Here is a 14,073-nt window from a genome sequence, read left to right as displayed (position 1 = left end):
CCCGCACGGTGAAACTGTACCGGCTGGACGGTACAGTTGTCAGGTGACCGCTTCATCTCCAGCCCTCTCCACACGCCGCCGGTGGGCGGCGCTCGCCGTCCTCGTGCTGGCGGTCGGCCTGCTCGCCATCGACGGAACCGTCCTCTACCTGGCGGTACCCTCGCTGACCCGCGACCTCGCGCCCACCGCCACCCAGGTGCTCTGGATCGGCGACATCTATTCGCTGGCCATCGCCGGGCTCCTCGTCGCGATGGGCACCCTGGCGGACCGGGTGGGGCGCAAGCGCCTCCTGCTGATCGGCTCGACGGCGTTCGGAGTGGCCTCGGCGCTGGCCGCGTTCGCGCCCAGCGCCGAGATCCTCATCCTCGCCCGGCTCCTGCTCGGCGTGGCGGGCGCGACGATCATGCCGTCGACGCTGTCGCTCATCCGGACCCTGTTCCCTGAGGCGCGCGAGCGCAGCCGTGCCATCGCCGCGTGGTCGGCGGCGGCCGGTGGTGGTGCCGCGATCGGGCCCCTGGTCGGCGGCGCGCTGCTCGAACACTTCTGGTGGGGCTCGGTCTTCCTCGTCAACGTGCCCGTGGTCATCGTGCTCGTCATCGCGGGAGCCGTGCTGCTGCCCGAGGCGAAGGACCCGGAGCCCGGGCGCCTCGACGTCCTGTCGGTGGTGCTGTCGTTCGCCGCCGTGATGCCGCTGGTGTGGGCCATCAAGCACGCGGCTTCCGAGGGCGTCGACGCGCTGGCGATCGGCGTGCTGGCGCTGGCGGTGCTCTCTGGGATCACCTTCGTGCGGCGTCAGGCCCGGCTGGTCGCCGACGGGCGAGGGCCTCTGCTCGACATCGGGCTCTTCAAGATCCCGGCGTTCAGCGGCGCCGTGGCGGCGAACCTCATAGCCATCTTCGCGCTCACCGGCATGCTGTTCTTCTTCTCGCAGTATCTGCAGCTCGTGCGGGGATACTCCCCGCTGGTGGCCGGCGTCGCCGAGCTCCCGGCCACCATCGCGTCCATCGTCGTGGTCGCGGTGGTGGGCTGGTCCATCACACGGTTCGGCCGCGGCCCCGCGATCGCCCTCGGCCTCGCGGTCACGGCGCTCGGGATGGTCGCCATCGCGGCGGCCGAGGGTGCCGACCAGTACGTGTGGCTCGCGCTCGCCCTGGTTCCCGCAGGTCTGGGCGTGGGGCTGGCCATGACACTGACGACCGACGCCGTAGTCTCCGCCGTGCCGCCGGCCAAGGCGGGCGGGGCCTCGGCGATCTCCGAGACCGCCTACGAGCTCGGGGTCGCGCTCGGTGTCGCGGTGCTCGGCTCGCTCGTCACCCTCGGCTACCAGGCGCGCGTCACACTACCCGCGGACCTGACGGCGGACGCCCGGGCACAGGCCGGTGACTCGCTGGCGTCGGCGGTGGCCGTAGCCGGCGAACGCGCAGACGTGCTGGAGGCGGCCAAGGAGGCGTTCGTCGCGTCCCTGCAGGTGGCGTGCGTCGTCGCGGCAGTGCTGACGGCGCTCGCCGCCGTCGTCGCGTGGCGGCTGATCCCGGCGGAGGGCAAGAACGTCACGTGAGCCACGGCCCGGCCACGGTGCGAGGCCGGCGCGCCCAGGAGTCCTCGCGGACGTCGATGAACGCACGGGTGCACTCGGCGCAGCGGTCCAGGTGGACCTCGACACGCCTGCGCCGACCGGGTACCAGCCGCTTGTGGAGGTAGTCGTGCAGGGCGGCCCGGGTGGTGCGGCACTCAGGCTGGCGCTCGAGGCGGCGCTCGACGCGATCGGGGCCGACGGCGGAACCGCCGGTGTCCGCTGCGAGGTCGGCCAAGGCGGAGCGGAGCATCGGGACGACCGCCTGAGCGGCACCCGCACCCGGGTGCGTGGTGCCCTGGTATGCCCTCTCCGAGCCGGCCCGGCCCGGTCCGGCGGACGGCTGGCCGAACCGAGGGTGGCCCGTGGTCGTCATGCGAATCCGTCACTCTCCCTGCATGGTTTCCCGGCTCGCTGGGCAACAGTTGCACTACGAGTCAGGAGTCGCGCGACTCGGGCGTGATACGACACGACGTCGCCTGACCGGACCGGGCCGGACCTCACCGGACCGGGCCGGTGAGCGGTGCCCGACCGGCCCGGATGCGGCTGGGCCGGCCCGTGCCCACCCTGAGAGAGGTCCGGACGACGTCGAGACGCTGGGAGGCGACGATGGACATCGAGGACGAGCGAGTCACCGTCGTGATCGCGAGCCGAGATCGCCGGGACGAGCTGCTCACCTCGCTGCCCGCCCACCGGGCGCGGGTAATCCTGGTGGACAACGGCTCCACCGACGGCAGCGCCGACGCCGTCGCGGCGGCCCGTCCCGATGTACGGGTGATCCGGCTGTCCCGCAACGTCGGCGCCGTGGCCCGGACCATCGGCGTCCGGGCGGCGACCACGCCGTTCGTCGCCTTCGCGGACGACGACTCGTGGTGGGCGCCGGGTTCGCTGCACGACGCCGCCGACGTGCTGGCCGGCCACCCCCGACTCGGTCTCGTCTGCGCCAGGATCCTCGTCGGTCCCGAGGAGCGCACCGACCCGGTGAGCGAGCAGATGGCCGCGTCGCCGCTGCCGCACGACATCTCGGTGCCCGGCAGCGCGCTCCTGGGCTTCGTGGCGTGCGCCACGATGGTCCGCCGGAGCGCCTTCCTGGCCTCGGGCGGCTTCGATCCCGTGGTCCGGTTTCCCGGCGAGGAGGAGCGGCTCGCGCTCGACCTCGCGGCTGCCGGCTGGGCGATGTCCTACGTCCAGGACGTCGTGGTGCATCACCACCCGTCACCGAGCCGGCAGCCGCCGGGCAGGCGGCAGCACGGGATGGCCCGAGCGGCGACGCTCACCGCGCTCATGCGGCTGCCGTGGCGCGACGCCGTCGGCCACATCCGGCACGTCGCGGCCCAGGGCCCGAGCCACCGGTCCGGTGTGGTCCGGGGCCTGTGCGAAGCGCCCGCCGCGCTCCGCCGTCGGCGGCGCGTACCGGCCGAGGTGGCCGAGATGCGGAGACTCCTCGTGCGATGAGACGGCCCACCCGGAGCGGCCTGCCGTTCACTCAGAGCGCCCCGCCGGCCACCCTCGGCGCGGCAGCGGACTCGCCGGAGTCGCCGATCGTCTCGCGCGCGACGTAGTTCTCCAGGTCGAACAGGTTGTCGCCGGCGCGCTTGGCGACGGTGACGAGGGTCGTCGCGGCGGCGACCTCCTCGACCTGCTCCTCGAGGAACCACATCAGGAACTGCTCGCCGAGCGCGTCACCCTCGTCGCGCGCGGCCCGGAAGATCGCCTCGATCTGCCGCGTGACCTGCTGTTCCTGGTCGAGCGCGAGCTGGAGCGGCTCGACCACGTCCGAGAAGTCGTTGCGCACCTCCGGGGTGCCGGGGATCTTCACGGGCAGCGACCGGTCCAGGTGGTACTGGACGATCATCATCCCGTGGTTGCGCTCCTCGAGCGCCTGCCGGTAGAAGTGCGCCGCGAGCTGCGGCAGGTCGTGGCTGTCGAACCACACAGCGATCGCCACGTACTGCAGGTGCGCTGCCAGCTCGTGGCCCACCTGCTCGCCCAGCAGCCGCAGGTACTGAGAGTTCTCCGAGGTCGTCGTCATGGCCCCACGCTACCGGGGGCGGTCAGATCCGCGTCGGCTCGCCCAGCAGCACCATGCCGGCCGGGAACCGCGCGTCGGTCAGCTCCTGGACGCGGCGCCGTGCCTCGTCGGCGCTGCTGGCGTGGACGTGCAGCTCCCGGGTGGTGGGGCCCGGGTCGGGACGGCCGCCGTCGCCCTCGGAGTCCAGGCCTGGTTCGGCGATGATCTCGGCCTGGATGCCGGCGGCGCGCAAGGTGTCCACGAGCGGCTCCGTGCCGCTCTTGGCCGCGGCCAGGTCCGGGAACGTCACGGGGATGAGGTAGTTCATCGTCTCTTCCTGCGCCATGTCTCCAGCGAATTCCCGCCCGGTGCTGCTCGCAACCCGAACGTCCTGTGCCGTTGATCCCCTCTCTGTCGTCCGTCCCTTCTGTCGTCCGTCCCTTCTGTCGTCCGTCCCTTCTCTGCCGTCGAACCCTTGACGCATGCCTATATGGGTATATGTTTGAGCCATGGCACGAGCAGCGACCACGACCGACGCGTTCAACGCGGTGGCCGAGCCGCGCCGTCGCGAGATCCTCGACGCCCTGGCCGGCGGAGAGCTCGCGGTGGGTGACCTGACCGAGCTGCTCGGACTCGCCCAGCCCCAGGTGTCCAAGCACCTGCGGGTCCTGAGGGAGGTGGGGCTGGTGGAGGTGCGCGACGACGGGCGTCGGCGTCTGTACCGGGTGAACGCCGCGCCTCTCCGGGCGGTCCATGCCTGGGTCGGGCAGTACGAGCGGCTCTGGAACGAGCGGTTCGACCTGATCGACGGCGTGCTCGACGAGCTCGCCGGGACCGAGAACGAGATCCGTACCGACATCGAAACCGACATCGAAACCGGAATCGAAACCGGAAGAGGAGACTGACATGGCCACCACGACCAAGGGCAGCGCCGTCCTGACGCTGCCGACCGATACCGAGATCCTGGTCACCCGGGAGTTCAACGCGCCGCGCCACCACGTGTGGAAGGTGCTCACCGAGCCCGACCTCATCAAGCGCTGGTGGGCCGGGCGGCGCGGCACCGTGACGCATGCGTCCGTCGACCTCCGCGTCGGTGGGACGTGGCGGTACGTCATGACGGCGGACGGCGGTTTCGAGGTGGGCTTCCACGGCGAGTTCCGCGAGATCGACGCGCCTGCGGGCATGGTGCAGACGGAGGTCTACGAGGGGGCGCCCGACGGCGACTCGGAGCCCACCCTGAACCACTACACGCTCACTGAGCGAGACGGGCGTACCACGCTCACCGTCCGCACGGTCGCCCCGAGCAAGGAGCTGCGTGACACGATCATCGCCTCGGGCATGGAGGGAGGCATGCAGGAGGGCTACGACCTCCTGGAGGAGCTGGCGGCCGACCTCACCGCGTCCGAGTAGCGCACAGCGATCAGGTGGGAGCGATCAGGTGGGGGAGTCCAGCCGGGTGCGGAGCGCCGCGGTGAACTGCTCCACCTGATCCAGCTGTTCGGGGGTCAGGGCGTCGACGAACAGCTCCCGCACCGCGCGCAGGTGTGGCACCGACGCGCTCCGGAAGGCCTGTGCACCGTGGTCCGTGAGGACCACCTCGGCCCCGCGGTAGTCGACGGCGCAGTCGTCGCGACGGATGAGGTCCCGCCCCTCCATGCGCCGGATGTGGTGGGACAGCCGGCTGCGCTCCCAGCCGACGGCGTCCGCGAGCTCGGAGGAGCGCAGCCGGCGCCCGTCCGCCTCGCTCAGGGCGAGCAGCACCGCGTAGTCGCCGGGCGACAGTGCGGACTCCTCGTGCAGGCGGCTGCTCAGCCGCCCGTTCAGCGCCTGCGCGGTCTCGATGAACCCGCGCCAGATGCGCAGCTCGTCCGCCGTCGGCGACTGTCGGGAGCGGGGTGGCGTGCTGTTCGTCACGGTGACCTCCAGTGATTGACGTGTCAACCATATCGGGTACATGATTGACACGTCAATCAGATGTGTAGGGCAGTCGTGGAGGAGTTCCCATGGGCGACATCGAGTTCGGCATCGACACATTCGGCGACCTGCCGCGGAACGACCGCGGAGAGGTCGTGTCCCACGGCGAGGCGATCCGCCGTACGGTGCACGAGGCGGTCCTCGCCGACGACACGGGGATCGACGTGATCGCGGTCGGCGAGCACCACCGGCCCGAGTACGCGATCTCCACGCCGGAGACCGTGCTGGCCGGCATCGCGACCACTACCTCGAACATCAAGCTCGCCTCAGGCGTGACCGTCCTCAGCTCCGACGACCCGGTGCGGGTGTTCCAGCGGTTCGCGACCGTCGACGCACTGTCCAACGGCCGGGCCGAGGTCATCCTCGGGCGCGGGTCGTTCACCGAGTCGTTCCCGCTGTTCGGTTACGACCTGCGCGACTACGACCAGCTCTTCGACGAGAAGATCGACCTGTTCGTGAAGCTGCTCGACGAGAAGCCGGTGACCTGGGAGGGCACGCTGCGGCCGTCCCTGGAGAACGCGGACGTCTTCCCCAAGACCGACTCCGGCCGGCTGACCACCTGGGTCGGGGTCGGCGGGTCGCCACAGTCGGTCGTCCGTACCGCCCGGTACGGGCTGCGGCTCATGCTGGCGATCATCGGCGGTGCTCCCGAACGGTTCGCGCCGTACGTGGACCTGTACCGCCGGGCCGCGGACGAGCTCGGCACCACCGCCTACCCCGTCGGCATGCACTCACCGGGCTTCGTCGCCGAGACCGACGAGAAGGCGATGGAGCTGTTCTACCCGGGATACAAGGTGATCCGGGACCGCATCGGAGCCCTGCGCGGCTGGCCGCCCCTGCGCCGCGAGGAGTTCGAGGCAGAGGTGGCGGAGGGCTCGCTCTACGTCGGCTCACCCGAGACGGTCGCCCGCAAGATGGCGCGCGCCATCGGCGCCCTGGACGTCGGCCGGTTCGACCTCATCTACTCCGCGGCCGGCACCGTGCGCGCCAGCGACCGACTGCGCGCCGTCGAGCTGTACGGCACGCAGGTGATCCCCATGGTCCGTGAGCTGCTCGCCGAGCAGCCGGAGAAGCTGGCGGTGGCGTGATGGCTGCGGCTCCTGTGCGCGACGAGCTGCGCGCCGGGGTGCGCGCCCCCGTGCGCACCCTCGGGATCCTCGGCGCCGGCAAGGTCGGCACCGTGCTGGCCCGCCTCGCCGTCGCGGCCGGGTACCGCGTGCTCGTGGCGGGCTCCGGCGACCCGGCCCGCATCGCGCTCACCGTGGAGGTGCTCGCACCGGGCGCGGCCGCGGTCGACGCGACGACGGCGGCCCGCGAGGCCGACGCCGTCGTCCTCGCCCTGCCGCTCGGCAAGCACCGGTCGGTCCCGGCGTCGGCCCTGGACGGCAAGCTGGTCGTCGACGCCATGAACCACTGGTGGGAGGTCGACGGACCCCGCGACGGCATCGTGCCGCCGGGGGAGTCGACCAGCCGGCACGTCCAGGCGGCGGTCCCGGGCTCCCGCGTCGTCAAGGCGTTCAACCACATGGGCTATCACGACCTCGAGGACGGCGCCCGGCCCGCCGGCACGTCCGGCCGCAAGGCGATAGGGATCGCCGGCGACGACCCGGACGACGTCGCGGCAGTGGCGGCGATCGTGGACGCGCTCGGCTTCGACCCGGTCGCCGCCGGGACCCTCGCCGAGAGCATCCGCATGGAGCCCGGCACCCCGGCCTTCGGGGCGAACGTCGACGCCGGGGCGCTGGTCGAGCTGCTGGACGCGTCGTCGGTCGCGCCGTCGGTCGCGCCGTCGGCGGCGCCGGAGGACGTGGGGGAGGAGCAGGGCGAGCGAGCGGGTTCCGAGGTGGTGTCTCAGGCTCCCGCGTAGTGCCGGGCGAGGGTGTCGTAGGAGTCCCAGACGTCGTCCGACGTCCGGCCGTCCGCCCAGCGGTCAAGGCTGTCGAGGATGACGTGCCAGCCGACGGCGAAGTCCGTGGCAGGCGCGCGGCCCACCTCACGGTGGGTCAGCACGAGCCGCGTCCCACCGTCGGCCGGCTCGAGCCGCCAGGTGACCACCGAGACCGGGAGCCCGTCCCAGCGCCAGGTGTGCTCCAGCTCGGCGGTGGGTTCGGCGTCGTCGGCCGCGCGCAGGGCGGTCACCTCGCCGGTCGCCGCGCCCTCTTCCCCGAAGTCGTAGCGGACGTCGCCGCCGACCCGGGCCTCGATCCGGCAGCCCGGGAGCCAGACCGAGAGCTTCGCCGGATCGGTGAGGGCCGCCCAGACGGCGGGCAAGGGATGGCGGAGCGTGCGGTCGAACTGGATGCGGAAGGTTCCGTCGTCGCCGACGCCGAGGGTTCCGGCGCCTGCGGGCGGTGTCGTGGTCATATCTCTCCTTGGTCGAGGGCGGACTCCAGGGCGTCGAGCGTGCGGTTCCAGCGGGTGGCCTGGGCGGAGAGCCAGTCACCGGCCTCGGTCAGTGCTGCGGCATCGAGGTGATAGATGCGTCGCGTCCCGTCTCGGCGCACGGTGAGCACACCGCCGTCGACGAGGATGCCGAGGTGCTGGGAGATGGCGGGCCGGCTGGCGTCGAAGTGCTCGGCGATCGCGCCGGCGTTGAGCTCGCCGTCCGCCAGGATCTCCACGATGCGGCGCCGGGTGGGGTCGGCGAGGACATCGAGCGCGCTCATGGGTCAAGCGTAAGCAGATGCTTACAAAGGCGCAAGGGGTGGACGGGGCGCCCGGTCGGCGGCGACCGTCAGCTCGCGCACTGCCCCGTCGACACCGCGGTGTCGAGGTTCTCGGCCTGCTCGGCGACCGGCAGGAGCTCGGCGTTGGTCATCGCGTAGCCGATGTTCTGCTCGGAGTCGTCGCGCGCGAAGATGACGCCGGCCACCTCGCCGCCGGTCGTCAGGAGCGGACCGCCCGAGTTGCCGGGGCGCACCTCGGCAGCCAGGGAGTAGACCTCCCGGGGCGCCGCGCCCGTGCCGTAGGCATCCGGCACGCGGACGGTGCTGACGCTCAGCACCCCGGCGCTGCCGGAGGTGAACGGACCGCCGTACGGATACCCCTGGACGACGGCGGGGTCGCCGGCCGACAGTGTCGGCGCGATGCCGAGCGGGTCGGCGGCCAGCTCGTCGACGGCGATCACGGCGAGGTCGTCGACGGCGTCGAAGTACACCACCCGTCCCTCGCGGACCGCACCTCCGGGCAGCTCGATGACCGGCCGGTCCACACCGGCCACGACGTGCGCGTTGGTCACGAGGCGGTCGGGCGCCACGACGAAGCCCGACCCCGTCGAGCTCTTGCCGCACGCGTACGCGATGCCGGAGATCCGGGCCACCGACCGCGCCGACGCCTCCAGCGCCGGGTCGTCGAGGTCGACGGCGGGCACCGTCGGCGTGTCGCGCGGCACCATCAGGATGTTCAGGCGCGGCAGGCCGTCGTCGAGCACGATGGCGCGCATCTCGGCGAGCGGGCGGCCCACTGCGGGCGGCGTCAGGTTGTCGATCGTGCGCAGGACGGCGGACGACGAGACCGCCGAGGCGACCCCGGGCGCGCCCGTGGCGCTGACCGCGTTGCCGACGAACGAGAGCGCGAGGGCTACGACGCCCACGTTCGCGACCCCGCCCAGCAGGCGTTCGAGCGGGCGGAGCGAGGTGCGGTCCACGCCCTGCCGCAGGCTCCGGCCCATCCCCGCCCCGATGGAGGCGCCGAACAGCGGTAGCAGGACGGCCACCACGATGGACACCGGTCCGCGCCACTCAGCGGTCGGCACCAGGTCGTTCACGGCCGGGACCGCCCAGAAAGCGGCGACGCCACCGATGACGAGCCCGATCAGACCACCGAGCGTGGCCAGCAGACCCCGGCTCAGGCCCGCCATGAGGGCCAGGAACAGCACCACGAGAAGCACCAGGTCGAACAGCTGCACGGGGCTCCTTCGGGGGCGGTTGCTGACGGGCGAACGGGCAGGACGAGATGACCGTATGCGCTGAACGCGGCTGCTACGGCCCGCGACCCGCCTCCCTCACTCGATCCCCCGATTTACGGCGAGAAGTTCACCACCGCTTTCACCTTTCTTTCGACGGTCCGGTCGGCGGGCGCCGGGGCCGGCTGCCGCGAGGGTGATCGCCGCGGCCACCGCCAGGGCGGCGACGACGACGGCAGTGGTGCCGGGCCAGCCCATCCAGGCCGCCGCCGCGGCGCCGAAGGCCGTGCCAAGGCTCCCGCCGATGAAGTAGACCATCATGTAGGCGCTGTTGAAACGCGCCGGCGCCTGCGGGTCGATCGCCAGGACGGTGCTCTGGTTGGCGACCTGGGCGGCGAACAGCCCGGCGTCGAAAAGGGCCAGGCAGACGACCAGCAGGAGGGGGCTGCCCAGGGCGAAGCCCATCGCGGCCGCAGCGACACCTGCCGCACCGAGGCCGACCAGGATCACCGTGTGGGCTCCGACCCGGTCGGTGAGCACGCCGGCGACCCGCGTGGCGAGGATCCCGGTGAGGCCGGCGAGGGCGTACAAGCCGATCCGCTCGGCCGAGTAGTCGTACGGTGGTGCGGACAGCGCCACCGCCAGGCCTGCCCAGACCGCACAGAACGCGAAGAACCACGCAGCGCCCCTGGCGGCGGCCAGGCGGAGCGGTGAGAACCGGACGAACAGGCCTGGCATCGATCGCAGGGTCGCCAGGTAGCCGTTTCGCCCACCGCGGCCGACTCGGGGCAGGAGCAGCCAGGCGGCTCCCGCCGTCAGGAGGCAGCCGCCCGCGAAGGCCAGGAGCATCCCGCGCCAGCCGACGGCGTCGGCCAGCCAGCCCCCGGCGATGCGACCGAGGAGGATCCCCGCCGAGATCCCCGCAGTGACGATGCCGAGCACGGTCGCCCGGCTTCCGGCGCTGGACAGGCGCCCGGCGACCGAGCTCAGCCCGGCCCCGACCGAGGAGCACAGGCCGGTCAGCAGGACGCACAGCCCGAGCAGCCAGCTGGTCGAGGCAGCAGCCGTCGCGCCGATCGAAAGGCTCAGTGCGACGAGCTGCGCCGTCAGCACGTACCGCGGAGGAAATCGGTCGACGAGAGGAACCAGCAGGCCGAGCCCGGCGAGGTAGCCGGCAGGACCGCAGGCCAGAGCCATGCCGAGGGCCGACGTCGAGGAGTCCAGTGAGGCTGCCACGTCGGCGATCGCGGGCTGCAGCGGGTAGGTCGCTGCCGTCCCGAGGGCGGCGGCGACTGCCATGAACAGCACTACCGGGCCGCGAAGGGTCGAGGCTCTGACGGAGTCGTCCGCTGGTGAGATTCGCACACGAACGACCATAGGAACGCAGGGCGCGGACTACTGGCGGAAACCGGCCGTCACCGTGCTCAGCGTGCGCGGTTCTCCAGCTCGCCCAGCGCCGCGGGCAGGTCGGCCAGCGCGGCGATGGCCCGCTCCTGGCACCGGCCGACGACGGCGTCGTACGCGGGGGAGCCGTTCGCGTGCGTGTGGACGTGCTCGGCGAGCAGCAGGGCGTCGCGGTGGTCGCCGAGCAGCGACTGGATCCGCTGCCCGGCGGAACCGACGTCCTTGGTCCTGCGGCCGAGCAGGCCGACGGGCTTGCGGGTGATGGCCTCGCAGGTGTGCCGCAGCCGACGCGCTGCCTTTCGTAGCTCGTGGGCGCTCTCGAGGTCGGTGAGCTCGCCGGCCGCACCGCGGGTGCGCTCGACCTGCCGGCGCACGGCACGGCGGGAGGCCTTCGTGGCGGGCCGTGCGGCCCGTTCGCCGAGCCGGGGCTCAGCGGCCCACTCGGTCAGCAGCCGGTCCAGGTCCTGGCCTCGTCCCGACCGGCTCCAGCGCACGGCGTCGGCGTGTGTCTGCTCGTGGGCCGTCAGCAGCGGGTCGAGCAGGGCGGATCGCGCCTGCTCGTCGAGGCCGGCCGCATCAGCAGCCGCGGCGGCCTGCTGCGCGCGCACCTCCAGGTCGCGGGTCCGTCCCAGCACATCGCCCCACTCCTTGAGCAGGGACCGGAGCTCGGCGGTCGCGTCCTTGTCGAGGTACCGGCGAAACGCGGCGAGCACGTTGCGCAGCCGACGGACCGAGGTGCGCAGTCGGTGCACGGCGTCCGGCTCGTCCGCGAGTGCCGCCGGGACGCGGTAGTGGATCCGGCGCACGAGGTCTCCGACCGCGAGGGTCAGCATCTCGCCCGCGGTCCCGGGACGCGTGGTGGTATCTGCGGCGATGCGGCCAGGCTACCGCGGGAGCCAGTTCGGGCGAGGGCCGCGGGTCGGGAAGGGCTCGACGCGAGAAGCGTCAGGGGAGTGTCAGGGGAGTATCGAGTCCACATATCCGCCGTCGACCCGTACGGCCGCACCTGTCGTCGCCGAGGCGAGCGGCGAGCTGAGGTAGGCGACCATGTTCGCGATCTCCTGCGGCTCGATGAGCCGCTGGAGCAGGGACTGCGGGCGGTGCAGGCGCATGAACTCGCGCTGCGCCTCGTCCCAGGGCAGGGCCGGGTCGACCAGCTCGTAGACGAACTTCTCGACGCCACCGGTGTGCGTGGGGCCGGCGATGACGGAGTTGACCGTCACGCCGGTGCCCGCCGCCTCCTTCGCGAACCCGCGGGAGACGCCCAGCAGCGCCGTCTTCGAGACGCCGTAGTGGATCATCTCGGCGGGGATGACTATCGCGGAGTCGCTGGCGATGTTGAGCACCCGGCCCCAGCCACGCGCCGTCATGCCCGGCAGGCTGGTGCGGATCAGCCGGACGGCGGCAAGCACGTTGACCTCGAAGTACCGGCGCCACTCGTCGTCGTCGATGTCGAGGGCCGGCGTGCTGCCGAAGATGCCCAGGTTGTTCACCAGGATGTCGACGTCGCCCGTCGCGGCGAGCACCTCCGCGGCCCCCGGGGCCGCGGTGACGTCGCCGGCGGCGGCGACCAGGTCGCGCTCCGCGGACTCCGCTCGGAGCTCGTCGATGGTCGTTGCCACGCCGTCGGCTCGCCTTCCGTTGATGGCTACCCGGGCGCCCGCGTCGGCGAGCGTGGCGGCGATCGCTCGGCCGATGCCCTGCGTCGAGCCGGTCACCAGCGCGGTCTTGCCGGTCAGATCGATGCGCATGTTTGTCCCCTTGCTGTCTGTCTTGTCGCTGGTGGGCTGGTGGGCGGCCCACCGGCCGGGCGGGTGCCTGGGCGGTGCGATAGACCGGTGGCGCGGGTGCCAGGTCTGGTTGATTTCGTTCGGCTCAGACTGACTCAGTCCAGCCAGACTGAACAATTCAGCACAGCCCGCATTCCCGGTCTCCAGCCGAACATAGTTCAGCCCAGCCGGCACCTTCCGAAACAGCGCTCCCCACCTGCGGAGGCCGCGACCTGCGACCGGCGATCGCGACCTAGCGTTCCTCGGCGCGGGTCCACCGCTCCCAGAGCCACAGGATGAGGACGATCAGCAGGAAGCCGGGAATCCCGACGGCGCCGAGGTTTCCGAGCCAACTCCTCATCTCGCCACCAATGCCGACGTCCGTGCCGTCGGCGGACGTCGTGCCCTCGTTGTTGTTGTTTCTGTTGCCGGCACCAGTGTCCGGCTGCTCTCCCGCGCCGGACCTGCCGCCCGCGTCGCTGCCGTCGGCACCGCTGTTGCCTGCGTCGTCCGAGCCGCCGTTCTGCTCGTCGGCCGGCTCGCCACCGATGCCGAGCTCGGCGAGCCAGCCGGTCACCGCTGCCCCGATGTGTGGACTCGTGTCGTTGCTGTTGCTGTTGCTGTTGCTGTTGCCGCCGGCGGCGTTGCCGGTGTCGCCGCCGTTGCCCATGTCGGTGGGGTCGCCGGTCCTACCGGCTCTGCCGCCGTCATCCACGCCCCGGCCTTCTGTGCCGGCACCGCCGGGATCGCTGGCCGCGCCCGCCCCTGTTCCTGCACCTGCGCCCGCATCATCACCTGCGCCGCCGCTGCCATCGCTGCCGCCGCCTCCGCCCACGCCGCCCCCGCCACCACTACCCGCTCCGCTGCTTTCACCAGCGCCCCCACCCGCACCGCCGCCACCCGCACCGCCGCCACCCGCACCGCCGCCACCCGCACCGCCGCCACCCGCACCCGGGTTCGCGACCGACTCGGCGGCGGGAGGCTCGGCGGGCTGCTGGTTGGCGACCAACGCCGCCGCTCCTCCGCCGAGGCCGATCGCCGCGAGGACACCCGCCGCGATCGCCGCCTCCTTCTTGCCGAACGGGCGCGGCGCTCCGGCGCCCGCCGCGCCCGCTCCCGAGCCCGCTGCTCCACCGGCCGCTCCGGCACCGATCGCGGCGCCGAGTGCTCCCGTGGCGAGCGCTCCCGCGACGACGTGCTGACCGAGGTCGCGCAGCATCCAGGACACCTCACGCACGTCGATGAACGCCCGGGTGCATTCGGCGCAGGTGTCCATGTGCGCCTCGAACCGGCCACGGCGGCGGGGGAGCAGCCGGTCCTTGAGGTAGTCGTGCATGGCGGCGCGGGTGGTGCGGCACTCGGGTTCGTTGACGTCTTGGGCGTGGGCGGCGGCGAACGCGCCGGCGAGGCGTTCTTCGGCGCGGCGTAGTCGCATGGT

17 protein-coding genes are annotated in these 14,073 nt (G+C 72.4%); 6 read left to right on the top strand and 11 right to left on the bottom strand.

Annotated elements, in window-relative coordinates:
- The first annotated feature begins 43 nt into the window (after positions 1-43).
- On the top strand, positions 44-1,558 hold the full coding sequence (locus tag LUU90_RS24465) for an MFS transporter (RefSeq protein ID WP_275006730.1): 1,515 nt from the start codon (positions 44-46) through the stop codon (positions 1,556-1,558).
- Here LUU90_RS24465 and LUU90_RS24460 read toward each other — a convergent pair.
- Positions 1,551-1,949: a zf-HC2 domain-containing protein gene (locus LUU90_RS24460; RefSeq protein WP_275006728.1), complete on the bottom strand. Its 399-nt coding sequence runs from the start codon at positions 1,947-1,949 to the stop codon at positions 1,551-1,553. The genes LUU90_RS24465 and LUU90_RS24460 overlap by 8 nt on opposite strands.
- A 233-nt stretch (positions 1,950-2,182) precedes the next feature.
- On the opposite strand from LUU90_RS24460, the gene LUU90_RS24455 reads away from it, so the two are divergent.
- A complete protein-coding gene (locus LUU90_RS24455) occupies positions 2,183-3,028 on the top strand; it encodes a glycosyltransferase family 2 protein (protein ID WP_275006726.1) in 846 nt (281 codons plus the stop codon).
- A 31-nt stretch (positions 3,029-3,059) separates the two neighbouring features.
- On the opposite strand, the gene LUU90_RS24450 is transcribed toward LUU90_RS24455, so the two are convergent.
- Together LUU90_RS24450 and LUU90_RS24445 are read right to left on the bottom strand one after the other, a co-directional pair.
- Positions 3,060-3,605, bottom strand: a complete 546-nt coding sequence (locus tag LUU90_RS24450) for a ferritin (RefSeq protein WP_275006724.1) — start codon at positions 3,603-3,605, stop codon at positions 3,060-3,062.
- Positions 3,606-3,627: 22 nt separating this feature from the next.
- Complete coding sequence (locus tag LUU90_RS24445) at positions 3,628-3,930, bottom strand: hypothetical protein (protein ID WP_275006723.1); 303 nt, start codon at positions 3,928-3,930, stop codon at positions 3,628-3,630.
- A gap of 163 nt (positions 3,931-4,093) precedes the next feature.
- On the opposite strand from LUU90_RS24445, the gene LUU90_RS24440 reads away from it, so the two are divergent.
- Positions 4,094-4,489: an ArsR/SmtB family transcription factor gene (locus LUU90_RS24440; RefSeq protein ID WP_275006721.1), complete on the top strand. Its 396-nt coding sequence runs from the start codon at positions 4,094-4,096 to the stop codon at positions 4,487-4,489.
- A gap of 1 nt (position 4,490) precedes the next feature.
- On the top strand, positions 4,491-4,994 hold the full coding sequence (locus LUU90_RS24435) for an SRPBCC family protein (RefSeq protein WP_275006719.1): 504 nt from the start codon (positions 4,491-4,493) through the stop codon (positions 4,992-4,994).
- A gap of 24 nt (positions 4,995-5,018) precedes the next feature.
- Here LUU90_RS24435 and LUU90_RS24430 read toward each other — a convergent pair whose 3' ends face one another.
- Positions 5,019-5,498 (bottom strand): MarR family winged helix-turn-helix transcriptional regulator, encoded by a 480-nt coding sequence (locus tag LUU90_RS24430; protein WP_275006717.1) that lies wholly within the window; start codon positions 5,496-5,498, stop codon positions 5,019-5,021.
- Between the two features lie 89 nt (positions 5,499-5,587).
- Between LUU90_RS24430 and LUU90_RS24425 the strand changes: the two genes are divergently transcribed.
- Both LUU90_RS24425 and LUU90_RS24420 read left to right on the top strand, forming a co-directional pair.
- On the top strand, positions 5,588-6,646 hold the full coding sequence (locus LUU90_RS24425) for an LLM class flavin-dependent oxidoreductase (RefSeq protein WP_275006715.1): 1,059 nt from the start codon (positions 5,588-5,590) through the stop codon (positions 6,644-6,646).
- Positions 6,646-7,425 (top strand): NADPH-dependent F420 reductase, encoded by a 780-nt coding sequence (locus LUU90_RS24420; RefSeq protein WP_275006713.1) that lies wholly within the window; start codon positions 6,646-6,648, stop codon positions 7,423-7,425. Before LUU90_RS24425 ends, LUU90_RS24420 begins: the two co-directional genes overlap by 1 nt.
- On the opposite strand, the gene LUU90_RS24415 is transcribed toward LUU90_RS24420, so the two are convergent.
- The 7 genes from LUU90_RS24415 to LUU90_RS24385 form a co-directional block, all read right to left on the bottom strand.
- Positions 7,410-7,922: an SRPBCC family protein gene (locus LUU90_RS24415; RefSeq protein WP_275006711.1), complete on the bottom strand. Its 513-nt coding sequence runs from the start codon at positions 7,920-7,922 to the stop codon at positions 7,410-7,412. The genes LUU90_RS24420 and LUU90_RS24415 overlap by 16 nt on opposite strands.
- Positions 7,919-8,224, bottom strand: a complete 306-nt coding sequence (locus tag LUU90_RS24410) for an ArsR/SmtB family transcription factor (protein WP_275006709.1) — start codon at positions 8,222-8,224, stop codon at positions 7,919-7,921. The genes LUU90_RS24415 and LUU90_RS24410 overlap by 4 nt, the downstream gene beginning before the upstream one ends.
- 68 nt (positions 8,225-8,292) lie before the next feature.
- Positions 8,293-9,465 carry a MarP family serine protease gene (locus LUU90_RS24405; protein ID WP_275006707.1) on the bottom strand — a complete coding sequence of 391 codons (1,173 nt, stop codon included), beginning with the start codon at positions 9,463-9,465 and terminating at the stop codon, positions 8,293-8,295.
- Between the two features lie 96 nt (positions 9,466-9,561).
- The gene (locus LUU90_RS24400; protein ID WP_275006705.1) at positions 9,562-10,827 is read right to left on the bottom strand and encodes an MFS transporter; all 1,266 of its coding nucleotides are present in this window, start codon (positions 10,825-10,827) and stop codon (positions 9,562-9,564) included.
- Between the two features lie 59 nt (positions 10,828-10,886).
- Positions 10,887-11,699, bottom strand: coding sequence for a CHAD domain-containing protein (locus tag LUU90_RS24395; RefSeq protein WP_275006703.1), 813 nt, complete (start codon positions 11,697-11,699; stop codon positions 10,887-10,889).
- A 123-nt stretch (positions 11,700-11,822) separates the two neighbouring features.
- A complete protein-coding gene (locus LUU90_RS24390) occupies positions 11,823-12,617 on the bottom strand; it encodes an SDR family NAD(P)-dependent oxidoreductase (protein ID WP_275006701.1) in 795 nt (264 codons plus the stop codon).
- A 271-nt stretch (positions 12,618-12,888) separates the two neighbouring features.
- The coding region (locus LUU90_RS24385) for a zf-HC2 domain-containing protein (RefSeq protein ID WP_275006699.1) at positions 12,889-14,073 on the bottom strand (1,185 nt) is incomplete at its 5' end.

Source organism: Promicromonospora iranensis (genome assembly GCF_028994775.1).
Classification (GTDB): domain Bacteria; phylum Actinomycetota; class Actinomycetes; order Actinomycetales; family Cellulomonadaceae; genus Promicromonospora; species Promicromonospora iranensis_A.
Note: the sequence above shows the minus strand (reverse complement) of the source record. Positions and strands in the feature narration are given on the sequence as shown.